The organism is Plastoroseomonas hellenica (assembly GCF_018129085.1).
GTDB classification, from domain to species: Bacteria; Pseudomonadota; Alphaproteobacteria; order Acetobacterales; family Acetobacteraceae; genus Plastoroseomonas; species Plastoroseomonas hellenica.
The window spans coordinates 45,911-69,920 of sequence record NZ_JAAGBB010000030.1 but is presented as its reverse complement, the minus strand read 5'-3'; the positions used below and the strand labels follow the sequence as shown (position 1 = coordinate 69,920).

Genomic DNA, 24,010 nt, shown 5'->3' with positions numbered 1-24,010 from the left:
CATGTTCTCCGCAATCTTCGTCGACCGGCCACGGCTGGCGATGGTCATCGCCATCGTCACCACCCTGGCGGGGCTGCTGGCGATGCTGCGCATCCCGGTCTCCCAGTTGCCGGACATCGTGCCGCCGCAGGTCTCGGTCACCACGCGCTATCCCGGCGCCTCGGCCGCGGTCGTCGAGCAGACGGTGGCGCAGGTGCTCGAGAGCTCGGTCAACGGCGTCGACCGCATGATCTACATGCGCTCGAACAGCGCCAATGACGGCACCTATACGCTCAACGTCTCCTTCACGCTCGGCACCAACCCGGACATCGCGACGGTCAACGTCAACAACCGGGTGCAGGCGGCGCTGGCCCGGCTGCCGCAGGAGGTGCAGCGCAACGGCGTGACGGTGCGCAAGCAATCCTCCGCCGTCCTGCAGTTCATCTTCCTCTACTCGGAGACCGGCGAGCAGACGCCGCTCTTTCTCTCCAATTACGCCACCATCAACATCATCGACCGGCTGGCGCGCGTGCCCGGCATCGGCCAGGTGACGCTGTTCGGCGCCCTCGACTACTCCATGCGCATCTGGTTCGAGGTGGACCGGCTGATCAACCTCAACCTCACGCCCTCCGATGTGGTGGCGGCGATCCAGGCGCAGAACGTCCAGGCGCCGGTCGGCCGACTGGGCGCGCGGCCGTCACCAGACAACCAGCAGTTCCAGTTCAACCTGGAGACCCGCGGGCGCCTGACCACGCCGGAGGAATTCGGCGACATCGTCATCCGCGCCAATGCCGATGGTTCCCTGCTGCGGGTGCGCGACGTGGCTCGGGTGGAGCTCGGCGCCGCCAGCATGGACATCGAAAGCCGCTACAACGGCAGGCCGGCGGTGGCCTTCGCAGCCTATCTCTCGCCGGGTGCCAATGCGGTGCAGGCGGCGACCGCCGTGCGCTCTGCGATGGAGGAGCTGCGCGTCCGCTTCCCTGCCGGCGTCAACTACCGGGTCTTCTTCGACACCTCGGACTTCGTGAACGACACGATCCGCGAGGTCATCACAACGCTTTCCGAGGCCTTCGTCCTGGTCGTCGTCGTCGTCTTCCTCTTCCTCGGCAATATCCGGGCGACACTGATCCCGACCATCGCGGTGCCGGTGAGCCTGATCGGCGCCTTCATCGTGCTGCTGGGGCTCGGCTATTCGGCCAACACCATCTCGCTCCTCGCCATGGTGCTGGCGATCGGCATCGTCGTCGATGATGCGATCGTCGTGGTCGAGAACGTCGAACGCGTGATGGAGGAGGAGCCGGATCTGACGCCGGCCGAGGCCACCAAGAAGGCGATGCGGCAGATCACCGGCCCGATCGTCGCGATCACCCTGGTGCTGCTCTCGGTCTTCGTGCCGATCGGCTTCATCCCCGGCCTCTCGGGCGAGCTGTTCCGGCAATTCGCGGTGACGATCAGCGCCGCGATGGTGATCAGCGCGATCAACGCTTTGACCCTGTCGCCGGCGCTCTGCGCCGTGATCCTCCGGCCGCATCACGGGCCGCGGCGCGGCATCATGGGGCGCGTACTGCGCGGCATCGACTGGACGCGGGACCGCTACGCCGGCGCCGTCTCCCGCCTGGTGCGGGTCTCCTTCCTCGGCATCGTGCTGACCGTGCTGTTCGGCGGCGGCATCTGGTTTCTCAGCACCCGGACGCCGACCGGCTTCCTGCCGCAGGAGGACCAGGGCGCCTTCTTCATCCAGGCGCAGCTCCCCCAGGGCGCCTCCGTCAGCCGTACCCGCGAGGTGGCGCGGCAGGTGGAGGAGATCCTGGCCCGCAACCCCGCGATCGAAGGGACGCTCGCGGTGGTCGGCTTCTCCCTGATCGATGGCGGCGCGCAGTCGAATTCGGTCTTCCTGGTCGCCCGCATGAAGCCCTTCGCCGACCGCACAGCGGTCCAGGCGTCGGTGAACGCCGCGATCGGCCAGGTCTTCGCGCAGGGTGCCGGGATCAGGACGGCGAATGTCTTCGCCTTCAACCTGCCGCCGATCATCGGCCTCGGCACCGGCGGTGGCTTCGAATACATCCTGCAGGACTATGAGGGGCGCTCGACCCAGGACCTGGCGGCGACCATGCTCGGCATGATCGTGGCGGCGAATCAGCATCCGCAACTGACGCAGGTCTTCTCGACCTTCAACGCCTCCAACCCCTCGCTCTTCCTCGATCTCGACCGCGAGAAGGCGCAGGCGCTCGGGCTCTCCATCGCCAGTGTCTTCAGCACGCTGCAGGCGACGCTCGGCGGCTTCTACGTCAACGACTTCAACCTGTTCGGCCGTACCTGGCAGGTGAACATCCAGGGCGAGGCGCGAGACCGCGACGACATCGAGGATGTCTGGCGGATCCATGTGCGCAATGCGCGGGGCGAGATGGTGCCGCTGCGCGCCGTCGCCGACCTGCGCCCCATGGTCGGGCCGCAGACCATCTTCCGCTACAACAACTTCCGCGGCATCTCGATGAGCGGCGCGGGCCGGCCGGGCGTCTCCTCGGGCGACGCTCTGGCGGCGATGGAAGGGCTCTCCACCCGCGTGCTGCCGCCGGGCTACGGCTACGAATGGACCGGCGTCGCCTACCAGGAGAAAGCCGCGGCTGGCCAGACGGTCTATATCCTGGCGCTGGCCGTGCTCTTCGCCTACCTCTTCCTGGTGGCGCTCTACGAGAGCTGGATGATCCCGATCCCGGTGCTGCTCTCGGTCGCCGTCGGCGTGCTCGGCGCCTACATAGCGCTGCTGGTGACGAATCTGCCGCTCGACATCTATGCGCAGATCGGCCTCGTCGTGCTGATCGCGCTGGCCGCCAAGAACGGCATCCTGATCGTCGAATTCGCCAAGGAGCAGCGGGAGGAAGGCGTGCCGGTTCGCGAAGCCGCGGTGCAGGGCGCCAAGCTGCGGTTCCGGGCGGTGATGATGACCTCGGTCGCCTTCATCCTCGGCCTGGTGCCGCTGGTCACCGCCGAGGGCGCCGCGATGCTCTCCCGCCGCGCCGTCGGCACCGCGGTGTTCGGCGGCATGCTGGCGGCCGCGATCATCGGCATCTTCGTGATCCCGATGCTCTATGTCGTGTTCCAGTCGATCCGTGAGGGTACCAAGCGCCGCTTCCGGAGAGAGGCAAAGACCTGAAGCGACAGGGCATCGCGCATGCGCGATGCCCTGTCAGCTTGATCCCCCCTTCCCCATACCGGGGAAGATCGCAGATGATCCTGCGGAAACCAGGGATGGGAGCGCCTGATGGCCAAGTTCGGATTGAGCCAGCCGGTCCGTCGTGTCGAAGACCCGCGCCTGCTGCAGGGGCATGGTCGCTACACGGATGACATCAGCGCCGCGGGCCAGGCCTATGGCGTGGTGCTGCGCAGCCCGCACGCCCATGCCCGGATCCTAAGCATCGACACGGCGCCCGCGCTTGCGGTGCCGGGCGTGATCGCGGCGATCACCGGCGCCGACATGCAGGCGGACGGGCTCGGCGAAGTGCCCTGCGTGATCCCGCTGAAGAACTCGGACGGCACCCCACGCGCCCAGACGCCGCGGCTGGCGCTCGCGACGGATACCGTCCGCCATGTCGGCGACCCCGTCGCCTTCGTGGTCGCCGAGACGCCGGAGGCCGCGCGCGATGGCGCGGAGGCAATCCTCGTCGACTACGATACGCTGCCCGCCACGACCGACCTCGCCACGGCGCGCGAAGCCGGGGCGCCGCTGGTCTGGCCAGGTGTCGCGAACAACATCTGCTTCGACTGGGATGCCGGCGACAAGGCCCGCGCCGACGCGCTGTTCGCACAGGCCGCGCATGTGACCAAGCTGACCATCGTGAACAACCGCGTGGTGGTCGCCAGCATGGAAGCCCGCGCCGCTCTCGCCGAATACGACGCCGCCCGCAACCATTGGACGCTCACTACCAATACCCAGGGATCCTGGCTGCTGCGGCAGTTGCTGGGCGATGTGGTGTTCAAGCTGCCGCAGAGCCATTTCCGCGTGGTCACCCCGGATGTCGGCGGCGGCTTCGGCATGAAGCTCTATCTCTATGCCGAGCACGTGATGGTCTGCCACGCGGCCCGCAAGCTGAACCGGCCGGTGAAATGGGTCTCCGCCCGCACCGAGGCCTTCGTCGCCGACACCCACGGGCGCGACAACATCACGGCCGGCGAGCTGGCACTCGACAAGGACGGCAATTTCCTCGCGCTGCGCACCACGAACTACGCCGGCATGGGCGCCTATCTCTCGACCTTCGCGCCCTTCATCCCGACCGGTGCCGGCACCAAGGTCCTGGCCTCGGTCTACAAGTTCCAGGCGATCCACGCGCATGTGCTGGGGGTGCTGACCAACACGACGCCGGTCGATGCCTATCGCGGCGCCGGCCGCCCGGAGAGCAACTACCTGGTCGAGCGGCTGATCGATGCGGCGGCGCGGGAGACCGGGCGCGACCGCATCGCGCTCCGGCGGCAGAACATGGTCCCCTCCTCCGCCATGCCCTATGTCAGCGCGATCGGGCAGCGCTATGATTCCGGCGAATTCGCGCGGCTGATGGACGTAGCACTCGAGAAGATCGACTGGGCCGGGTTCGAGGCGCGGCGCGCGGCATCGGCGAAGCAGGGCCGCAAGCGCGGCATCGGCCTCGCCTACTACCTGGAAGCGACCGGCGGCTCGGCCACCGAGAATGCGAAGGTGGTCTTCGCCGAGGACGGCTTCGTCGACGTCTATGTCGGCACCCAGTCCACCGGCCAGGGCCATGAGACGGCCTATGCCATGCTCACCAACCACGAGCTCGGCATCCCCATGGAGAAGATCCGGGTGAGGCAGGGCGATTCCGAGACCCTGCCCGACGGCGGCGGCACCGGCGGCGCCCGCAGCCTCTATTCCGAAGGCCAGGCGATCCTGGTCACCACCGCGAGCGTGGTCGAGAAGGGCAAGATGGCCGCGGGCGAGGTGCTGGAAGCCGCCGTCGCCGACATCGAGTTCGCGCGCGGCAGCTTCAGCGTCGCCGGCACCGATCGCGGCATCGGCATCCTCGATCTGGCGGCGACGCAGCGCGCCCGCGTCGCCAAGGGCGATAGCGCCATCCTGCTGGATACGCAGGAGACGGCCGAGATCAAGTCGCACACCTTCCCGAACGGCTGCCACGTGGCCGAGGTCGAGATCGACCCGGACACCGGGCTCATCACCATCCCGCGCTACATCGTCGTCGACGATGTGGGCCATGCGCTGAACCCGCTGATCGTGCGCGGCCAGGTGCATGGCGGCGTGGCGCAGGGCATCGGCCAGGCGATGCTGGAGCGCACCGCCTATGATCCGGACAGCGGCCAGCTCCTGTCCGCATCCTTCATGGACTATGCCCTGCCGCGGGCGGAGGACCTGCCGGACATCGATGTCGACCTGGTCTCGGTCCCCTGCGAGACCAATCCGCTCGGCGTGAAAGGCGCCGGCGAGGCGGGCGCGGTGGGCAGCCCGCCGGCGCTGATCAATGCGATCGTGGATGCGCTGTCGGTCGCCGGCGTGAAGCACATCGACATGCCGGCGACGCCGGAGATCGTCTGGAGGGCGTTGTCGGCGGCCAAGGCCGCCTGATTTTTTGTGACCTCAAGCGCCGGCGCCGGCATCCGCCGGCTTGGCTTGCGCGCGGTCGGCGGAGCACCGGCGGGTAAAGTCGGTCGCGCGCGGGCCGCATTCGCGGCCTCGGTCTGCATCGGCTGACGCCTCGCAGCCCGGCCTTTCCAAGGGCGGCCTACGGCCGCGGGGCACTTGCCCCTGGGGGACCTGCGAACAAGGGCGGCGCCTGACAACGCCGCCCTTTCCCTGTCAGGGGAAGGTCAGGTTGGTGACCTCGCAGAGGTTCAGGCGCCGACGCTCCTGCGCCTGGTTGTTGTCGAAGACGACGCGCACGTCATAGATGCAGTCGCCCTGCGGCAGCCGGACCGGGTAGGTGCGGCCGGTCGCCACCATGTCCTGGCCCAGCCGGTCGTCACCCCAGTTGCTGTCGGTGGAGAGTGAGGCATAGAGCTCCCGGATCGTGCGGCCGGTGTTGTTCACGAGGTTGAAGGACGGGTTGCCCTGCGGGCTCTGCGCCGCCGGGCCACTGCCCGGCTGCCCGCCGCCCGGCTGGCCACCACCGGGCTGACCACCGCCCGTCTGCTGCCCGAAGACCACGTCGGTGAGCTGGCAGGTATTGACGTTGCGGCGCTCCTCGGAGCGACGGTCCTGATAGACGACCCGGATGTCGTAGACGCATTCGCCCGGCGGCAGGCGGAGGGCGTAGCTGCGGCCGTTCGGGATCACGTCGCGCCCCAGCCGGTCCACGCCCCAGTTGCTGTCGCTGGAAGGAGAGGCATAGGCCTCCATGATGGTCTGGCCGCTGCGATTGACCAGATTGAACGAGGGATCGTTCGATTGCGCCAGCGCAGGCAGGGCGGATAGCCCGAACGCGACGGCGGCGAGGACGAAACGACGAAGCAGCATGCGGGCAATCCTCCTGGCTCCGGGCCGGACGCTAGCGCAGGCGGAATGAAATCGCCACGCCCCCGCTCATGAGAAAGCCGCGACCTTGGATTCCAGCTCCGTGAGCGCGGCGGCGAGGGCGGCCACCATCGCGGCCGCCGCTGCCGCCGGCGCGCCGCCCTCCAGCGGTGCCGCGCCCTCGATGGTGAACTGGCCCACCACCCGCCCGGCATCGCCGCCACCTTCGGACAGCATGACCGCGGTGATGCCGGCCCGGGCGCGACGCGCGGCCGGCTCGGCGATGAGCGCCGTCAGCTCGGTCTCCAGCACGAGATCGGGCCGGGCCCGGGAGCCGGAGACGACGACGGCGGAGAACAGGCCGGATGCCCCCAGCCAGCGCCGTATCGCCTCCTCCGCCAGCTCCGCGGGGGGCGCGGCCCATTCGTTGTAGAAATCGGCGCTGATGGTGCCGTCGGCGCCGAGCGTCCTGAGGCTGCGGCTGTCGAGGCCAGGGGCGGCGCGCATCACCCGCACCAGCAGCACGCGCCGGCCGCGCCGTCGGCCAGCGCCGGCCGGCCGCTCCGGCACCAGCGGGAAACGGCGCGCCTCCACATGCGGGCGGTCGGGCAGCACGCTGCAGGCGGGCAGCGCGAGCAGGGCAGCGATGAGGCTTCGGCGAAAGGGCATGTCAGCGGCGTTCCGGCGGCGGTGGCGGCGCGCCGAAGATGGCCTGGGACGGAGAGCGGCGCAGCATCTCCGTGGTGTCGCGCAGATTGGCGGCGGTCGCGCGCAGGTCGCGCAGGATGGGCCCGAGATCGGCCTGGGTGTCGGTGGTCGCGACCCGGGCGGCGCGCACGGTCGCCTCCAGCGACTGCATCACCGCAGGCAGGCGGGCCAGCGCATTGCGGATATCCGGGCCGCTGAAGGTGGCCTGCACCGTGCCGGCAGCGTCGCGCACGCCGCCGGCGGCGGCGCGCAGCTCGCCGAGCGTCTGGTTGATATCGGCGCCCGTCACGGTCTCGCGGAGCGTCCGCAGCAGCGTGGACGCGTCGCGCAGCGCCTGTGCCAGGTCGCCATCCACCACCTGGCCGCGCAGATCCCCGACCAGGCCATTGATGTTGGCCAGCAGCCCTTCGACATCGAGCGCGTTCAGGCGCGCGATCAGGTTCTCGGCCGCGGATGTCACCTGGGTGATCGTCGACGGCACCGAGGGAATGAAGGCCGCGACCGGCGTCCAGGGCAGGCGCGGCGGCGGCACGCGGCGCGCCTCATCCACGAAGTCGAGCTCGATGTAGCTGACGCCGGTCAGCCCCTGCGAGGCGATGCGGGTGCGCAGCCCGTTGTCGATCGCTTCCTGCAGGTCGGGAACCCGGCCGATACGCCTCGGATCCACCGCGAAGCGCACCATCACGAGCTGATAGGCGGGGCTGAAGGGGCTGTCCCTTTCGCGCAGGTATTCGGCCGAAACCAGGCCGATCTCGGTCACCCGCCCGACGGCGACGCCCCGATAGCGCACGGAGGAGCCGACATCGAGACCCTGCACGCTTTCGCGCAGATAGGTCTCGAACAGCAGGCCGGCATCGCTGTTGATCCGGCCTGCCGTCAGGAACAGCACGAAGCCGATCAGCAGCCCGGCGCCGACGATCAGCAGCGCGCCGACGCGGAGATAGAGGCGGCCGGGGCGCATCATCTCACGCCGCCTCCCGCCGGAAGAAGGCGCGCACCGTCGGGTGCGTGCTCTCCTCGCGCAGCTTGCGCGGATCGCCCTCCGCGATCATGCCGTGCGCCGCCTTGTCGAGCATGATGCAGCGGTCTCCGATGGCGAGGATCGATTGCAGCTCATGCGTCACCACGACGAAGGTGGTGCCGGTGCCGCGCGCGATATCGACGATCAGCTTGTCGAGCCCCGCCGAGGTGATGGGATCGAGCCCGGCCGAGGGCTCGTCCAGGAACAGGATCGGCGGATCGAGCGCCATGGCGCGGGCGATGCCGGCGCGCTTGGCCATGCCGCCCGAGATCTCGGAGGGCAGCTTCGCCGCCGCATCGCCGAGCCCGACCAGGCCGAGCTTCGCGCGGGCGACGGCGGCGCGGGCCTCGGCCGGCAAGGCCGTATGCTCCTCGAGCGGCACTTCCACATTCTCCGCCAGCGTCATCGAACCGAACAGCGCGCCCGACTGCCACATCACCCCGAGGCGGCGCAACAGCGCCCGCCTGGCGTCGCCGGTTGCCTCGGCCAGACGCTCACCGAGCAGGGTGATATCGCCATGGGCCGGCTCGATCAGCCCAATCATCGCCTTGAGCAGGGTCGATTTGCCGCAACCGGACCCGCCCAGGATGATGAAGACCTCGCCGCGCCGCACCTCGAAGCTGACATGGCGGAAGATCGGCGGGCTGGTGCCGAAGCGCACCGCCAGCTCCTCGACCCGGATCACCGCCTCCGTCATACCGGCCAGCCTTTCGGCTGACCTGGCATGAGTCTTGGTTCGGCGCGCGGCCGCCCCACCAACCCCGCGCGCGATGCCGCCGAGCCTCTCCACACGAGGGCGGCAATAGACAGGTCAATAGTGAGAGCCCGTTTGGGAATGGCGGCGGCGGAGGGCTGGCGAGGTATTTTTCGTCCCTGGGGTGTCGGCTGACGCAGCCGATGCTGGTGGCACCGGCGAGGAAGCCGGCGCGTCAGGGGCGGAAAAGACCCGCCGGACCGACCCGCCGGCATTCCCAAACGGGCTCTGAGGCTCGGCGGCATCACAAGCCAAGCCTGTAGAACAGCACGGCGAACATACCGTCGAGCAGGATGACCGCGACGATGCCGCCGACCACGGCGCTGGTCGCGGCATCGCCGACCGCGCGCGGGCCGCGCGCGGCGCCGAGCCCGGCGCGGCAGCCGATGAAGCCGATCGCGGCTCCGAACACCGCGGCCTTGAACAGCCCGCCCAGCAGGTCCCGGAGCGACAGCCATTGCGAGAGCTGCGATTTCACCGCGACCCAGGGGTAGCCGAGCGCCGACATCACGCCGGTCATGCCGACGAGGCCGGAGAGATCCATCAGCAGCGCCAGCACCGGCATCGCCAGCATGGCGGCCAGGATGCGCGGCAGCACCAGCAACGCCACCGCGTCGACGCCCATGATGCGCAGCGCATCCACCTCCTCGTTCACCACCATGGTGCCGAGCTCCGCGGCATAGGCGGAGCCGGTGCGGCCCGACATGATGACGGCCGCCATCAGCGGCCCCAGCTCGCGCAGCAGGGAGATGCCGACGAGGTTGGGCACGAAGATCTCCGCGCCGAAGCGGCGGAGCGGGATCGAGGACTGGAAGGCGAGGATTACGCCGATCAGCGTGCCGAGCAGCAGCGTCAGCGGAAAGGCGCGCAGCCCCGCCTCATCCAGATGGCGCATCAGCTCCCGCCCGCGCAGCAGGCGCCGGTTGAAGGGCGCGCGCAGCCCCGTCAGCGCCACCTCACCCAGGAAGGCGATGCCCTGCAGGCCGAGCTTGATCTGCCCGACCGCCGCGGCGCCGAGGGCCGCGACCGGCGGCAGCGTCTTCGCCGGCGCGACGGGCGGCGCCGCCTCCAGCGCATGGCGGTTGCGGTCGAGGATCGCGGCGACCGGCTGGCTGGCACCGGTCAAGGGCAGCTCACGGCGCTCCGCAAGGCCGAGCAGCAGCACCGCCCCGGCGCCGTCGATCGCGGTCAGCCCCGAGAGATCGATCGCCTCCGCGCCGGCGACCTCACGGTGCGCGGCACGCCAGAGACGCGCGGCGGCGGCGGCGTCGAGCCTGCCGGCGAAGCTGAGTGTGCGGTCATGGAGCCGCATCCCCGCCGTCTCGTCCCGCCCGGGATGCGTCAGCGACATGGCGCTAGATGTGGGGCCTGCCGGGGCCCGCGTCCAGCATTCCCGGGGTGCGCGATGCTCACGCGCCCGCCAGGGCGTGCATGAGCACGGCCGCCGCGACCGAGACATTGAGGCTCTCGACCGCGCCACTGCCCGACAGCGTGATCCGGGCGGTGCAGGCGGCGAGCGTCGCTTCCGCCAACCCCTGCTCCTCATTGCCCAGCACCAGGGCGACCGGGCGCGCCGGCGGCAGGGAAGCCGGAGCGAGGCCACCCGCGGGCATGGCGGCCAGCACCGGCATGCGCGACGCGAGCGCCCGCAGGAATGCCGGCAGGTCGGGGACGCGGAACAGCTCCAGCGCCTCCAGCCCGCCTTCCGCGGTGCGCCAGGCCGCATCCGACAGCCCGGCCTGGCGCGGATCGCCGGAGAGCAGCATCGCCCGGCAGCCGAAGAAGGCCGCCGAACGCGCGATGGCGCCGAGATTGTGCGGGTTGCCGATGCCATCCAGCACCGGCAGCACCGGCGCGCGCAGCAGCGCATCCGGGATCAGGCGGCCATCCAGCGCCGGCAGGCTGCGTGATGCCGCGACCGCGACGATACCGCCATGGTGCGGCGTGCCGGCGATGCGGGCGAGCTCCTCGGCCGGCACTTCCCGATAGGGCTTCCGGGCACGGGCGAGCGTGGCGCAGGGCGGCCCCGCTTCCCGCCGCCGCTGCGGGGTGTAGAACAGGCGCAGCACCGCCGCCGGGCGCACCCGGAAGGTGGCGGCGACGGCGGCGGGTCCGCAGATGCGGTCCGGCTCCCGCTCCGGTTTGGCTGGTTTCATGAGGACAGAGGCAGCATGGCGGGACGCGGGCCGCAACCTCTCTCTCCGGATAGACGGCACCGCTCTCCGGATAGGATGCCAGCGATGCATCCCGCATCCCGGACGCGGCCCGCGGTCCCCGCGGCTGTCCTGGATCGCATCCTGCATCAGGACGATGCCGTGATCGTGCTCGACAAACCGGCCGGGCTGCCGGTGCATCGCGGGCCGCGCGGCGGCGCCTCGCTGGAGGATTGGCTGCCGGCGCTGCAGCAGGGCAAGCGGCATCTGCCGCAGCCGGCGCACCGGCTCGACACCGACACTGCCGGCTGCCTGGCGCTCGGCCGCACCAAGCCGGCCTTGGCGGCACTCGGCGCGCTGTTCGCGGGGAAGCGGGCGGAGAAGACCTATTGGGCCGTGCTGCGCGGCGTGCCGGAAGCGGCGGAGGGCGTGATCGACGCGCCGCTCCGCAAGATCAGCAGCGCGGCGCGTGGTTGGCGGATGGAGGTGCACCCGGACGGGCAGAACGCCGTGACCCGCTGGCAGGTGCTCGGCACTGGCGAAGGCCTCGCCTGGGTGGCGCTGACGCCGGAGACCGGCCGCACCCATCAGCTCCGTGTGCATTGCGCGCAGCGGGGCTGGCCGATCCTGGGCGATCCGCTCTATGGCGCGGCGGCGGACAGCGGACTTCATCTGCTGGCGCGGTCGCTGACGCTGCCCCTGGTACCGCCGGTCATGGCGACCGCGCCGGTGCCGGAGGCGATGCGGGCGGTGATGCGCCGATGCGGATGGGCAGCGGAGGGCTGACGCTCGGCTCAGCGCTGCGCTTCGATCTTCGCCGCGAGCGCCAGCAGCACGCCTTCGGCCCGCAATTGATGGCCGTGCAGCGCAAGGGTGATGACCGCGGAGGTCAGCAACAGCCGGAGCCGTGGCAGGCCGGCCGGGCGGGGGCCGGCGGTCCGCGCCAGCAGCAGCACGCCGATGATCCCGATGCCCGCGCCCACCAGCACGTCGGCGATGCTATGAACCCCGAGCGCCAGCCGGGAGGCACCGAAGAGGCCCGCGACCAGGGCCGCCAGCGGCAGGGCGATGGTGATCGCAATCGAACGCCCGAGGATCAAAACCAGCAACCCGCCATAAAGGATCGTGCCGGCCGCGGTATGGCCGCTCGCGCTGCGCAGCCCCTCGAGCAGCTCCGAGGGCCCGAAGGCGAAGCTCGCCAGCTTCGCGCAGGCAGCGAGCGCCAGGGTCACGCCCACCGCCAGCAGCCAGGCCAGGGCACCCCGCGTCCAGCCGGCGATGCTCAACACCAGCGCCAACACGGTCGCCAGCGGCAGCACCACCGCAAGGTCGGCGAAATTCGTCAGGGCTATCATCACGGCCCATTCTCGCCGGATGCGCTGCAGCGCACAATGCACATGCGCGGGCTCATTCCGCGCGCACCCGCACCTCCGCCCGCGCCGCCTGCCCTTCCGCATCCAGCACGGTCACCCGGAAGAAGCCCGGCCCCGGCGGCAGCCAGCTCGCTTCCCGCCGCGCCCGTTCATGGGCGACGGGTTGGCCGTCGACCAGGAAGGTCAGCGGCCGCTGCCCGCCCATGGCGCGCAGCGTGACGCTGCCCGCCCCTTCCGCCAGCACCGCGCCCGGCGGCGGGAACAGCAGGCGTAGCCGGTCAGGCGCCACTCCGGCGGTGATCGCGGCACGGCGCGGCAGCGGCTCGCGTGGGGCCGCCGGCAGCAGGGCGAAAGCACGAGAGAGGATCGGCAAGGCCAGGTTTCGCCCGGTAGCGCCGGGCAGCGGCGTGCCATCCGGGCGGCCGACCCAGACGCCCGCGACATGGCGACCATCGATGCCGAAGGCCCAGGCATCCCGGCCGCCCCAGCTCGTGCCGGTCTTCCAGCCGATGCCGGCCGGGCCGCCGCCCGGGAAAGGCTGCACCAGCGCTGCCGCCGCCTGCTGCGCCGCGCGCGCCTCCAGCACGCGGCTGCCAGGCCCCGCCTCCCCGGGCGTCAGCCGCAACGGTTGTGCGACGCCGCCGCCGCCGAGCGCCGCATAGAGCGTCACCATCTCCCGCAGCGTCGTCCCGGCGCCGCCGAGCGCCAGCGGCAGCGATGGCGTTGCCCCCGGCGGCAGATGCACCGGCGCGCCCGTCGCCTTGAGCGCGGCCGCGAAGCGGAGCGGCCCGATGCGGTCGAGCAGCGCGACAGCGGGCAGGTTGAGCGACAGGCGCAGTGCCTCGGCCGCGGTGACCTGGCCCGCGAAGCCGCGGTCGAAATTCTCCGGCGCGTAGTTCGCGAAGCGCAGCGGCAGGTCGGAGAGCACGCTCTGCGGCTGCGCGATCCCGGCCTCGAAGGCCATGGCATAGAGGAAGGGCTTCAACGCTGAGCCCGGGGAGCGGATCGCGCGGCTGAGGTCGAGCGCACCGGCCCTGCCCTCCTCCCCAAAGGCGCCGCCGACCAGCACGCGGAATTCGCGGCTGTCGAGAGAAGCGATCGCGATCGCGACGGCGCTGCGCTCCGGCAGGTCGTGGAGCGATTCGGCGGCCAGCGCCTCGGCCGCGCGCTGCAAGGGCAGGTCGAGCGTGCTCGGCGTCCGCACCACGCCGCCGGCAGCAAGCTCCCGCGCGACATGCGGCGCCAGGCGTGGCATCGGCAGGCGGCGCAGCGGCATCGCGGATGCCATGGCAAAATCGCGGTCGATGGCGCTCATGCCGGCGGCCGGGCCGCCGCGGCTCGCCAGCACCGCGTCGCGCGCCGCGCGGGCCGCGTCGGGGTGCCGGTCGGGTCGCAGCGCGCCGGGGCGGCGGGCGAGCGCGATCAATAGCGCCTGCTCCGCCGCATCGAGGCGCGCCGGTGGCCGCCCGAACCAGGCGAGCGACCCCGCGCGCAAGCCTTCGAGATTGCCGCCCTGCGGCGCGAGCGTCAGCCAGATGCCGAGGATCTCGCGCTTGTTGAAGCGGGCTTCGAGCTGCAGCGCGCGGAACACTTCGATCGCCTTGCTGCGCAAGGTGCGCGGCCGCGGCTCCAGCAATCGCGCCGCCTGCATGGTGAGCGTGGAACCGCCGGAGACGACGCGGCCGGCGCGGATCCACTGCATGGCGGCGCGCGCCAGCGCGATCGGATCGACGCCGGGGTGATGCCAGAAGCGGCGATCCTCGGCGGCGACCAGCAGCGCCACCAGGTCCGGCGGCACATCCTCGGTCGCCGTCGCCAGCCGCCAGATGCCGCCGCGCGCCGGCAGCACGGAGAGGATGCGCCCATCCCGGTCCAGCACTTCCTGCCCCGGCGCCAGGCGTGCGAGGTGGGGTGGGAAGGCGCGGTCCAGCGCGAGGCCTGCCGCTGCCAAAAGCAGCGGCAGGCCGAGTGCGGCAAGAAGCAGGCGGCGGCGCATCAGTTGGCCGGGAGGATAGTGATCCGCCCGGTGTTCTGCCGCGCGAAGAAGGCCGGGCGATACATGTCGACGGTCTCCGCTCCCGGCAGCTCGAAGCTGCCGGCGCTGACCGCCCTGACCCGCGCCGCGATGCGGAGCAGTGGCATCCGCGGGGAGAGCACGGCTGCGGCGGCGAAGCGGTCATCGAGGGCGGGCTGCGCCTCGGTCTCGCTCAGCGCCTCGAGCCAGGGCATGCCCGGCACGGCGCCGGGGCCGAGCCGGCCCATGATCTCCCAGCCTGCGGGCAGGCCCTGCTGCAGCAGCACGCGATGATCCTCCTGATCCTCGAGCCGCGCTTCCAGCACCAGCACGAAGCTGGTGTTCTGCCGGAGCTGGTCGAGGTTGAGCGGCGACCCGTCGAGCGCCAGGAAGCGCCTGACGATGCGCATGTTGGAGCGCCCGGCCGGCAGCGGCTGCGCCGGGATGCCGGTGACCGAGACGCTGTTCGGCAGCGCCGCGTCGGAGAGGTTGCGCGCCGTCGCCCGCCCGGTCAGTGCCACCGTCACCAGCGGCCGCTCCGCCAGCGTCGTGCCGTCGAGCGCGACGCGCACCGGGCGCCTGCCGGCCGAGAGCGCCCCGGCCGCCGCCACCGCCCAGCCCTGCTCCTGCGTGCTGGTCGTGGTCGGCGAGAGCTGCGCGGGCAATTGCGCCAGCAGCGGCGCCACCCGGTCCTCCAGCACGCCGCTTTCCTTCAGCAGCACCGCGATCGCGAGCTGATCCCGGACCTGGGACCCGAAATCGCCGGTCCACCAGAGCCGCTGCGGCGCGGCGAGTGCTGCGGTGAAGGCCGCCTCGGCGCGAGCCCGGTCGCCGGCGCGGGCGAAGGCGGCGCCGATCTGGGCGCGGGCGAGTGGCGTCGGCATATCGGCGATCCGCTCCAAGAGCCTCCGCGCGGCGCCGAGCCGCGGCCGGCCGGCAAGCGACAGCACATGCAGGCGATAGGCCTGGGTCGCGCGCTCGAGCGGGCTCTCCTGGTCGCTCTCCTCCAGCAGTTCCTCGATATGGCGGAGCCCGGCATCAACGGCACCATCCGGCACCGCGGCGCCGGCGCTGCGGGCACGCAGCAGCACCTCCAGCGCGAAGGCGGTCACCCATTCCTGCGGCTCGCCCTGCGCCGACCAAAGGCCGAAACCGCCATCGAAGCGCTGGCGATCGATGATCGTCTCCACCGCGCGCTGCAACTCGCCGGCGCGATCCGGCGCATCCGGCGCATAAGCGAGCGCCAGCGCCCGGCTGCCGGCCTGCTCGGTGCAGGACAGGAAAAAGCCCTGCACCGCGCGCAGCATCGCATCGGCGTCATAGCGCACGGCGGCGCCGAAGCTGGCGCTGGCGCGCCAGCTTCCGGGGATGAAGCGCTCGGTCGGCGGCGTCAGCGCCGCCTGCTGGCCGGGCGCTATGGTGCCGAAGGCGGTCTCGACCGCGATCGGGCGGGAGGATCGGATGGTGATCCGCGATTCCCGGGTGACGCTGAAATTGTTCGGCCCGGCGACCGCAAGGCGCAGCACGCCTTCCCCGGCGCCGGTCGCGCGCAGCGTGGTGCCGGGCTGGGCGCGGGCGCCGGGTGCCAGGTCGACCGCGATCTGCGATGGCCCCGCCAATGTCAGCGGCCCTTCGGTCGAGAGCGTCGCGGTGATGGTGCCGCGCGGCAGATCGAGGTTGTGCAGCAGCAGCGGCAACTGCGCCTCATCGCCGGGGGCCAGGAAGCGCGGCAGCATCGCTTCCGCGACCACGGGGTCGCGCACCGTCATCGGCCTGGACGCGGCGCCGATGCGGGCACCATCCCAGGCGACCGCCATCAGCCGGAGCTCGCCTGCGAAGTCGGGGATGTCGAGCGGCACCTGCGCGACGCCATCCGACCCCGCGGTCACGATGCCCGAATAGAGCGCGACGAGGCGCTGCGGGATGCGGAGGAAGCCCGATGCATCGCCCTCGTCGCCGCCCTGGCGGAGCGCGGTCGCCTCGCCATCCGCCGGCGCGATCAGGCGGCCGTAATCGTCGCGGATATCGGTACCGAGGCGGCGACGGCCGAGGAAATGCCCCTGCGGATCGGGCGAGGCGAAATCGGTCAGCCGCAGGATACCTTCATCCACCGCGGCGAGCGTCACCCGCGCGGTGCCGCCGGCATTGCCGATGCGGACGGGGATGGTGACGCGCTGCCGCGGCAGGATGCGCTCCGGGCTCTCGATCGCGACGTCGAGCCGGCGCGGCGCGGTGTCGAGTGCAACCCAGACCAGCCCGAGTGCGCGCTGCGGCCCGCGCCGCGCCTCCCCGGCGCGGTAGACCGTCACCGCCACATAGGCGCCGGGGCCCCAGGCGGCGGAGACCGGCACTTCGATGGTGGCGCCGCCTTCGGGGATCTCGGTCTCGCGGATCGACACCAGGCGATCGGTCAGCACGGCGATGGAAGCGCGCCCGCCGAAGGGCGGCGTCACGCGGATGCGCGCCGTCGCGCCATCGGGGTGGGATTGGCGGTCGGTCGCGACATCGACGCGGTCCGGCACCTCGGCGCTCTCGCTGCTGGCCCAGCCGCTGCGGAAGCGCATGGAGGTGATGGCGAGGCCCGATGGATCCGTGACCTCGATCCGGTAGCGGCCGAAGGGCATGCGGCGGGCGAAGCGCGCCGGGCTGCCCGGCGCCACCTGCACCTCCGCGGCATCGACCGGCTCGTCGCGCCAGACCGTCTCGTAGCGGGCGATCTGGCCGCGCGTAACCATGCGCCAACTCGGCCGTTCCCGCACCAGCCGGACGCGGAGCCGCGCCGTGTCGGCGGCGCCGGCCGGCGTCAGCGCCGCGATGTCGAAGGCGGCCTCGGCATTGTCGTCGACCGAACCGCCCTCGAAGCCCGGGCGCAGCGCGATCAGCCTGCCCCGCGGGCGCACCGGAATGGTGAAGCGGGTGCGGCTCTCGGCGCCGCCGGGCTCGCTGATGGTGATGCCGACCTCTGCCTGCAGCACGCGGGTCGAATCCGGCACCCCCTGCAGAGCGAGGCTCAGCGTGGCGCGGCCGTCGGCATCGGTCTCCGGGATCTCGAAGGTTTGCAGCGCCGGGGTGAAGGGCTCCTCCGCTAGGCCGATGCGCCAGCCGCGCCAATCCGGGAAGGGCTCCGGGTTCACCGCCAGCCGCAGCTCCGCATTGCCGGAGAGGCCGGAGCCGGGCGCGCCATAGAGGAAGCGGGCGGCGACCGGCACGTCGAGCGGCCGGCCCGGGACCAGCATCGCACCAGCGGGCGGGGTCGCGGTCACCTCCAGCCGCTCCGGCACGAAGGCATCGACGCGGAAGGTGGTGCGGCCGATCGGCGGCGCATCCGGATCGGTCAGCGCTTCAATGGTCCAGGCGCCGGCCGGCGCCCCGTTCGAGAGCGGCATCGGCCAGAGGATTGCGGCGTCCGGCCCGCGCGCCGGCACCTGCTCGGCGAAGACCTGTCCGTTCGGGCGGCGCACCCGCAGCCTGACCGGCAGGTCCACCGGCTGCCCGGCGGCGTCGCGGATCAGCGCCGCGATCTGCACCGTCTCGCCCGGCCGGTAGATGCCGCGGTCGAGCCAGACGAAGGCGTCCATCGCCGCCGGATGCGGCCGGCCGGTGGCGCCGCGGTCCGACAGGTCGAAGGAGGCCGCTTCCAGGTCGAGCATCGCGAAGTCCGCGCCGGCGGTCGCATGCAGCGCGACCGGGGCCAGACCGCCGCGCCCGCGCAACAGGGCGGCACCGAAACGGGCGATGCCGGTGGCGTCGGTCTCCGCCTCCGCCAGCACCTCATTGTTGCGGGCCAGCAGCGCGACGCGCACGCCGGGCTTCGCCACCGCCTCGCCGAGGCTCCGCGCCTGCACCGCGACACCATCAGCGCCGCGCCAGGCGACGAGGCCGAGATCGGTCACGGCGAGCGCCAGCGACGCCGTTGCTTCCCGTGCCGCATTGCCGTCGCCGGAGCGGACGGCGAGGACGAAGATGCCCGGAGGCGCGTTGCGCAGCGCGTCGGGCAGCGGCAGCGCGGTGCGCTGGGTCGCGTTCTGCTCGAAGCGGGGGATATCGGCGCGGCCTTCCCAGATGACGGTGCCGGCATCCTCGGTCAGGCCCTCGACCGTCCAGGAATTGAGCGCCTGGCCCGGCTGCCAATCGCGCCTGAGCCCCATCAGGTTGCGTTCGGCAACCCGGATCAGGCGGATCGCGACCGCCGAGACATTGGTGCTGGCGAGCGTGATCCGCGGCTCCTGCCCGCGCGGCAGCACATAGGCGCGCTGGTCGAAGGCGAGGCGCGGCGCGCGGTTCGGCATCGCGACGGTCAGCGACTGCTCAGTGCGGAGCGCCGAGCCGTCCTCGCCGGGCAGGCCGGCGCGCAGGATGATGCGGGTGCTGCGGCCCCAGGGCAGGCCCGCGATGCAGATCACATCCGCCTCGCGCTCCACGGCCAGGCCGGGGATGGCGGGCTCGGTGCGCACCCAGTCGGCGGGCGTCCAGTCCTGGCGGCGGGCCGGCGGCTGGGTGAAGCCGATACAAGCGCGGGCGGGCTCGGCATCCGCTTCGGTGCGGACGCGAGTCGGCAGCAGCCCGACCCGGCGGCGCGTCTCGGTCAGTCGGGCGCGGAGCGCCGCATCCTCCGGCGCGCGCTCGGCCGCTGCCGCCAGCGCTTCCAGCATACCGGCCGGCAGGTTCAGGGCCTGGAGGGCATCGGCGATCATCAGCAGGGATGGCACCTCCTGCGGGCCGGCCGGGGCGATAGTGAAGGCGACCCAGGCTGCCTGCAGCGCCCGGTTGGCCTCCTGCGGGCGGCGCGCGAGCTGGACCCGGGCGAGGGCCATCCAGGCGTCGTGGGAGAGCGGGCCGGCTGCCACCCGTTCCTCCCAGGCGGCGGCCGCCGCCGGCAGGTTGTTGGTGCGCTCGGCCTGGATCGCGCGGGTCTCGGCGGCGGCCCGGCTCTGCGGGCTGCTGCCGGGGAAGCGGCGCATCAGCTCCTGCCGGTAGGCGCTCGAGTCGCGCTGCACGCCTGGCAGTTCGAAGGCGCCGGCGGGCAGGGCAGCGAACAGGAGGGTCAGCAGCAGCAGGAACCGGCGCATGGGCGTTTTCCGCGGTTGGAGGCCGGCGAACCATGCCACGAAGCGCCGCCCGGAACACCCCCGGAACGAAGAAGTGAGGGCGACAATGCCGCGCCCAACCAGGCGGCGGCCTCGTCAACAGATCGGGAGAGCGGCCCGGAATCCGACGCTTTCAAGGATCGGTCACCCGCCCGCGCCGTACCGCGATACGCCCTGCTGCGAAGACACCACCGATAGTTGTGCCCGACGGGCACAACCCCTCAGAGGATCGAAATTCATGTCTTCACATCGCGGTACGAGCGATATGGCGGGCGTCCGGGCGGCGCATGGCGAAGCGATCAACGGCCAGGGCAAGCAGACGCCGGAGGATTTCGCCTTCGCGGCCTTCGACATCATCACCATCGCGCTCGACGCCCGCCCCGGAAATTCGGCGCCGGTGGCCTATGCGGGCAACCAGATCGGCCAGGGCATCCATCGGGGCTATTACGCGAAGCGGCGCAGCGGCGACGTGTCGGTGAAGCCCAACCCTTGGTTCGTCGCCAATGGCAAGGAGGACGCCGATAGCCCGGCCACCCAGCGCTACCTCTTCACACGCGGCTGGAAGGCGGCCGCGGGGTCGGTGGTCAGCGGCGCCGGCGGCGTTGGCAAGTATTTCGGGTCCATGATCAATGTCGGCAGCACGGTGCGGCACGGCAGCGCCACCGCGACGACCCTCATGCACCTCCAGCAAATCCACGCCATCGCGAAGGCCTACCGCAAGTCGGAGACCATCGCCCGCTGGTGCGAAACCATCATCCGCGCGAAATCCGCGAAGGCGACGCTGCGCGGCACCCAGACCATCGGCGCTGCGGTGCCGGTGCCGCTGGCCGGCACCATCGCCAATTCCCTCGCTGCCGCCGGCAAGCTCGCGCTCAAGATCGGCGTGCACGAGATGTGCTACCTGGCCGCCATCGAGATCCATTGGCGCGCTTTCCAGGAGCAGCAGGTCGCCAATTTCGGCGCACCCTCCGCGGTCATCGTCTTCGGCGCGCCGACCGGCAAGGCGGCGATGCGGACCGCCGGCCCGGCCTCCCGCATCTTCGCCGAGATCATGACCCGCCGCGGCGTCACCGCCGGCTTCGGCCAATACGATGTCGGCGCCCTGATCCAGGAACCCGCGGGCTGGATGGCATTGGGCGACAAACTCTCCCGCGATTAATCCATGCCCCTCAAACGCCGGGCGCCGGCATCCGCCGGCTTGGCTTCGCGCGACTCCGCGCGGGCCGCGTTCGCGGCCTCGGACCGGTCAGGCGACCGGTCCGCAAGCTTGGAACCCGATGGCCTGCCCCGGCGCGCTGCTACGGGCCGGCAGGCCCGTTCGGCAGCAGGGCGACGCGGCCGACGGCGCGCCGGCCGCGGACCTCGGCCATCGCGTCCCGGAAGCCCTCCAGCGGGAAGCTCGCATGCAGCTCCGGCCGCAACAGGCCCTGCTGCCACCAGCCGATCAGCCGCGCCCAGAGGGCGCGCACGCGGGCCGCGTGGTCGTGCCGCCCGTCGCCCGGTGACCAGCCGACATAGGTGCCCCAGTTGAGGCCGGCGACGCCGATATTCTTCAGCAGCAGGATATTGGCGCCGACTTCCGGGATGCGGCCCGCCGCATAGCCGATGGTGAGCAGCACGCCGCCATCACCGAGGCAGCGGAGCCCTTCGTCGAAGGCATCGCCGCCGATGGGGTCCAGCACGACATCGACGCCCCTGCCCGCCGTCGCGGCCCGGACCGCATCGCGGAAGGGCGCCCGGCTGTCGAGGACATGGTCCGCGCCGCGCGCGGCCAGCAACGCATGCTTGTCCGCGCCCGCACGCGCGATCACCAGGGCGCCGAGCGCCTTCGCGATCTCGACCCCGGCGAGGCCGACGCCGCCGCCGGCGCCCTGGACCAGCACCGGTTGCCCGGCCGCGAGCCCGGCGCGCCAGATCAGGGCGGCCCCGGCCGTCGGATAGCTGATAGGGAAGGCGATCGCGGGCAGCAGCGGCAACTCCGCGGGCAGCGGCATCACATGGATGTCGTCGGCCACCGCCTCCTCCGCCATGCCGCCCCAGTCGAGCACCGCGAAGACCGCGGTGCCGGACGGCGGCGCATCGGCATCCGGCGCCGCTTCGATCACATGGCCGACGATCTCGGTGCCCGGGGTGAAGGGTAGCGGCGGGCGGCGCTGGTACTTGCCGGCGACGACGAGCTGCGTCGCGAAGGAGACGCCGCAGCCGGCGACCCGGATGCGAACGCCGCGCGGGCGCAGCGGCGGTGGCGCGACCTCCTTCACCTCGAGGTCATCGAAATCCCGCCAGGATTCGCAGAGGATGGCACGCATGGCGTCACTCTCAGTCCAAGGTTACGCGCGCATCGCGCACGAGCTGTCCCCAGCGGGTGTACTCCACCCGGCAGAACGCCGCGAAATCCTCCGGCGTATCGGCGACCGGCTCGGCGCCGAGGGTGCCGAGGCGATCGCGCACCTCCGGCACGGCGACCGCGGCGGCGATCGCCTGCTGCAGCCGCGTGACGACCGGCGCCGGCATGCGCGGCGGCGCCCAGACCGCGTACCAGGTCGCGATGTCGAAGCCGGGCAGGCCGGCCTCCGCCACGGTCGGCAGGTCGGGATAGGCCGCGGTCCGGCGGCGGGTGGTGACCGCCAGCGCCCGAAGCCGTCCCTCCCGCACCGCCGCGGCCGAGGAGGGGACACTGTCAAACATCAACTGGATATTGCCCGCCATCAGGTCCTGGATCGCGGGGCCGGCGCCGCGATAGGGCACATGCACCATCTCCGTGCCGGTCATCAGCTTGAACATCTCGCCCGCCAGATGCAGCGCCGAGGCATTGCCGGAGGAGCCGTAGGAGATGCGGCCGGGATTGGCGCGCAGATGCGCGATCAACTCGGCGATGCTCCGCACCGGGAGCGACGGGTGCACCACGGCGACCAGCGGCACCATGCCGATATTGGTCACCGGCGTGAAATCGGCCAGCGCATCGAAGGGCATGTTGCGGTTGAGGTGTGGGATGATGACGTGGATCGACGCGTTGATCAGGAAGGTGGTGCCATCGGGTGCGGCACGCGCCACCTCCGCGCTGCCGATGACGCCGGAGGCGCCGGGCTTGTTGTCGATCACCATCGGCTGCCGCAGATCGACGGCAAGGCGCTGCGCGACGACGCGGCCGAGGATGTCGGTCGGGCCGCCCGGGGGATAGGGCACCACGAAGCGCACCGGCCGCTGCGGCCAGTCGCCCTGCGCATGGGCGCCGGTTGCGCCCGCTGCCATGGCCGCGGCGAGTGCCGCGCGTCGCGTGATCCGCATTCTGTTTCCAACCCTGGTTTCAGGGCAGGATAACGGGCACGAGGTCGGGAGGGAAAGCGGTGCAGGCGTATCAGGGTCTCTTCGTGCTGGATGCGGGACAGGGCGTCGCCGGCCCCTATTGCGGCATGCTCCTCGCGGCCTGCGGCGCCGATGTCGTGAAGCTGGAGCCGCCCGAGGGCGACTGGTCGCGCGGGCTGACCACGCGGCAGGACCGGCAATCGGTGCTGCATGTCAGCTTCAACCGCGGCAAGCGCAGCGTCATGCTCGACCTCAAGACCGAGGCAGGCCGCGTGGCGGCGCAACGCCTCGCCGCGCAGGCCGATGTGCTGATCGAGAGCTTCCGCCCCGGTGTCGCGGCGCGGCTCGGCCTCGGGCCGGAAAGCGCGAAGCCGGATGCCGTCTGCCTCTCGATCTCCGGCTTCGGCCAGGCCGGTCCCTATGCGGAGCGACCCTGCACCGATTCCGTGGCGCAGGCCTTCTCCGGCCTCGCGACCTTGAACGAAGGGCTGGACGGGGCGCCGCACAAGGTGGGCGCGCTGGTGAGCGACGTCTTCACCGGCCTCTCGGCCTTCGCCGCGGTGCAGGCAGCGCTCGCCGAGCGGGCGCGCGATGCCGCGCCGCGCCGCCGGGTGCTGGATGTCTCGCTGATGGCCGGTACCGCCGCGCTGATCGCGCCGCAGATCGCGGAAGCCGGGCTGCTCGGGCAGGCCCCTGCCCTGCTCAACGTGCCGGCCGGATCCTACCGCGCCGCCTGCGGCGGCTGGGTGATGGTCACCCTGGTGCGCGATCCGGAATTCGTGACGCTCTGCCGTGTGCTCGGCCTGCCGCCGCTCGCCGAGGATGCGCGCTTCGCGAGTTTCGCCGCGCGCGCCGCGCACCGCGGGGCGCTGCTGCCGCTGCTGCGGGAGGCCTTCGCGCAGCAGGATGTGGCGCATTGGGTGCGCGCGCTGCAGGCCGAGCGCCTGCTCGCGGAGCGGGTGAACACGCCGATCGACTGGCTCGCCGACCCGCATGTGCGCGCGGTCGGTGCCGCGGGCATGGTCGCGCAGCCGGAGCTCGGCCAGGTGCCGATGCCGGCGCTGCCGGGCGTCGGCGCCTGGCTGCCGCCGGCGCCGGCGCTCGGCGCCCATAATGCGGAGCTGCTCGGGCAATAGCCTG

16 protein-coding genes are annotated in these 24,010 nt (G+C 71.8%); 5 read left to right on the top strand and 11 right to left on the bottom strand.

Annotated features, from left to right (window positions below):
• Position 1 precedes the first annotated feature (1 nt).
• Positions 2-3,133: an efflux RND transporter permease subunit gene (locus GXW71_RS22530; RefSeq protein WP_211854936.1), complete on the top strand. Its 3,132-nt coding sequence runs from the start codon at positions 2-4 to the stop codon at positions 3,131-3,133.
• Positions 3,134-3,241: 108 nt separating this feature from the next.
• Positions 3,242-5,569, top strand: a complete 2,328-nt coding sequence (locus tag GXW71_RS22525; RefSeq protein ID WP_211854935.1) for a xanthine dehydrogenase family protein molybdopterin-binding subunit — start codon at positions 3,242-3,244, stop codon at positions 5,567-5,569.
• A 231-nt stretch (positions 5,570-5,800) separates the two neighbouring features.
• Here the strand turns inward: GXW71_RS22525 and GXW71_RS22520 are convergent, their stop codons facing one another.
• The 6 genes from GXW71_RS22520 to GXW71_RS22495 form a co-directional block, all read right to left on the bottom strand.
• A complete protein-coding gene (locus GXW71_RS22520) occupies positions 5,801-6,457 on the bottom strand; it encodes a hypothetical protein (protein ID WP_211854934.1) in 657 nt (218 codons plus the stop codon).
• 66 nt (positions 6,458-6,523) lie between these two features.
• Positions 6,524-7,123, bottom strand: a complete 600-nt coding sequence (locus GXW71_RS22515; protein WP_211854933.1) for an ABC-type transport auxiliary lipoprotein family protein — start codon at positions 7,121-7,123, stop codon at positions 6,524-6,526.
• Position 7,124: 1 nt separating this feature from the next.
• A complete protein-coding gene (locus GXW71_RS22510; protein WP_211854932.1) occupies positions 7,125-8,126 on the bottom strand; it encodes an MlaD family protein in 1,002 nt (333 codons plus the stop codon).
• Between the two features lies 1 nt (position 8,127).
• Positions 8,128-8,880 carry an ABC transporter ATP-binding protein gene (locus GXW71_RS22505; protein WP_211854931.1) on the bottom strand — a complete coding sequence of 251 codons (753 nt, stop codon included), beginning with the start codon at positions 8,878-8,880 and terminating at the stop codon, positions 8,128-8,130.
• 301 nt (positions 8,881-9,181) lie between these two features.
• Positions 9,182-10,288: an MlaE family ABC transporter permease gene (locus GXW71_RS22500; RefSeq protein WP_246526784.1), complete on the bottom strand. Its 1,107-nt coding sequence runs from the start codon at positions 10,286-10,288 to the stop codon at positions 9,182-9,184.
• Between the two features lie 58 nt (positions 10,289-10,346).
• A complete protein-coding gene (locus GXW71_RS22495) occupies positions 10,347-11,093 on the bottom strand; it encodes a TrmH family RNA methyltransferase (RefSeq protein ID WP_211854930.1) in 747 nt (248 codons plus the stop codon).
• 84 nt (positions 11,094-11,177) lie between these two features.
• Between GXW71_RS22495 and GXW71_RS22490 the strand changes: the two genes are divergently transcribed.
• Positions 11,178-11,876, top strand: coding sequence for an RluA family pseudouridine synthase (locus GXW71_RS22490; protein ID WP_211854929.1), 699 nt, complete (start codon positions 11,178-11,180; stop codon positions 11,874-11,876).
• Positions 11,877-11,884: 8 nt separating this feature from the next.
• Here GXW71_RS22490 and GXW71_RS22485 read toward each other — a convergent pair whose 3' ends face one another.
• The 3 genes from GXW71_RS22485 to GXW71_RS22475 are packed head-to-tail and all read right to left on the bottom strand — an operon-like array spanning position 11,885 to position 19,546.
• Positions 11,885-12,445, bottom strand: coding sequence for a phosphatase PAP2 family protein (locus GXW71_RS22485; protein WP_211854928.1), 561 nt, complete (start codon positions 12,443-12,445; stop codon positions 11,885-11,887).
• 52 nt (positions 12,446-12,497) lie between these two features.
• On the bottom strand, positions 12,498-14,459 hold the full coding sequence (pbpC, locus tag GXW71_RS22480) for a penicillin-binding protein 1C (protein ID WP_211854927.1): 1,962 nt from the start codon (positions 14,457-14,459) through the stop codon (positions 12,498-12,500).
• Positions 14,459-19,546: an alpha-2-macroglobulin family protein gene (locus GXW71_RS22475; protein ID WP_211854926.1), complete on the bottom strand. Its 5,088-nt coding sequence runs from the start codon at positions 19,544-19,546 to the stop codon at positions 14,459-14,461. The genes pbpC and GXW71_RS22475 overlap by 1 nt, the downstream gene beginning before the upstream one ends.
• A 256-nt stretch (positions 19,547-19,802) precedes the next feature.
• On the opposite strand from GXW71_RS22475, the gene GXW71_RS22470 reads away from it, so the two are divergent.
• Positions 19,803-20,723, top strand: coding sequence for a hypothetical protein (locus tag GXW71_RS22470; protein ID WP_211854925.1), 921 nt, complete (start codon positions 19,803-19,805; stop codon positions 20,721-20,723).
• Between the two features lie 139 nt (positions 20,724-20,862).
• Here GXW71_RS22470 and GXW71_RS22465 read toward each other — a convergent pair whose 3' ends face one another.
• A complete protein-coding gene (locus GXW71_RS22465; protein WP_211854924.1) occupies positions 20,863-21,873 on the bottom strand; it encodes an NADPH:quinone oxidoreductase family protein in 1,011 nt (336 codons plus the stop codon).
• A 10-nt stretch (positions 21,874-21,883) separates the two neighbouring features.
• On the bottom strand, positions 21,884-22,852 hold the full coding sequence (locus tag GXW71_RS22460) for a tripartite tricarboxylate transporter substrate binding protein (protein WP_211854923.1): 969 nt from the start codon (positions 22,850-22,852) through the stop codon (positions 21,884-21,886).
• A gap of 59 nt (positions 22,853-22,911) precedes the next feature.
• On the opposite strand from GXW71_RS22460, the gene GXW71_RS22455 reads away from it, so the two are divergent.
• Positions 22,912-24,006, top strand: coding sequence for a CaiB/BaiF CoA transferase family protein (locus tag GXW71_RS22455; protein WP_211854922.1), 1,095 nt, complete (start codon positions 22,912-22,914; stop codon positions 24,004-24,006).
• Positions 24,007-24,010 lie beyond the last annotated feature (4 nt).

Excerpts from the sequence above, each read along its gene's own strand:
- GXW71_RS22525 (WP_211854935.1), top strand. The coding sequence starts at position 3,242 with ATGGCCAAGTTCGGATTGAGCCAGCCGGTCCGTCGTGTCGAAGACCCG.
- GXW71_RS22500 (WP_246526784.1), bottom strand. The coding sequence starts at position 10,288 with ATGTCGCTGACGCATCCCGGGCGGGACGAGACGGCGGGGATGCGGCTC.
- GXW71_RS22495 (WP_211854930.1), bottom strand. The coding sequence starts at position 11,093 with ATGAAACCAGCCAAACCGGAGCGGGAGCCGGACCGCATCTGCGGACCC.
- GXW71_RS22505 (WP_211854931.1), bottom strand. The coding sequence starts at position 8,880 with ATGACGGAGGCGGTGATCCGGGTCGAGGAGCTGGCGGTGCGCTTCGGC.
- GXW71_RS22510 (WP_211854932.1), bottom strand. The coding sequence starts at position 8,126 with ATGATGCGCCCCGGCCGCCTCTATCTCCGCGTCGGCGCGCTGCTGATC.
- GXW71_RS22470 (WP_211854925.1), top strand. The coding sequence starts at position 19,803 with ATGTCTTCACATCGCGGTACGAGCGATATGGCGGGCGTCCGGGCGGCG.
- GXW71_RS22490 (WP_211854929.1), top strand. The coding sequence starts at position 11,178 with ATGCATCCCGCATCCCGGACGCGGCCCGCGGTCCCCGCGGCTGTCCTG.
- GXW71_RS22515 (WP_211854933.1), bottom strand. The coding sequence starts at position 7,123 with ATGCCCTTTCGCCGAAGCCTCATCGCTGCCCTGCTCGCGCTGCCCGCC.
- GXW71_RS22465 (WP_211854924.1), bottom strand. The coding sequence starts at position 21,873 with ATGCGTGCCATCCTCTGCGAATCCTGGCGGGATTTCGATGACCTCGAG.
- GXW71_RS22520 (WP_211854934.1), bottom strand. The coding sequence starts at position 6,457 with ATGCTGCTTCGTCGTTTCGTCCTCGCCGCCGTCGCGTTCGGGCTATCC.
- GXW71_RS22530 (WP_211854936.1), top strand. The coding sequence starts at position 2 with ATGTTCTCCGCAATCTTCGTCGACCGGCCACGGCTGGCGATGGTCATC.
- GXW71_RS22485 (WP_211854928.1), bottom strand. The coding sequence starts at position 12,445 with ATGATAGCCCTGACGAATTTCGCCGACCTTGCGGTGGTGCTGCCGCTG.
- GXW71_RS22460 (WP_211854923.1), bottom strand. The coding sequence starts at position 22,852 with ATGCGGATCACGCGACGCGCGGCACTCGCCGCGGCCATGGCAGCGGGC.
- GXW71_RS22475 (WP_211854926.1), bottom strand. The coding sequence starts at position 19,546 with ATGCGCCGGTTCCTGCTGCTGCTGACCCTCCTGTTCGCTGCCCTGCCC.
- pbpC (WP_211854927.1), bottom strand. The coding sequence starts at position 14,459 with ATGCGCCGCCGCCTGCTTCTTGCCGCACTCGGCCTGCCGCTGCTTTTG.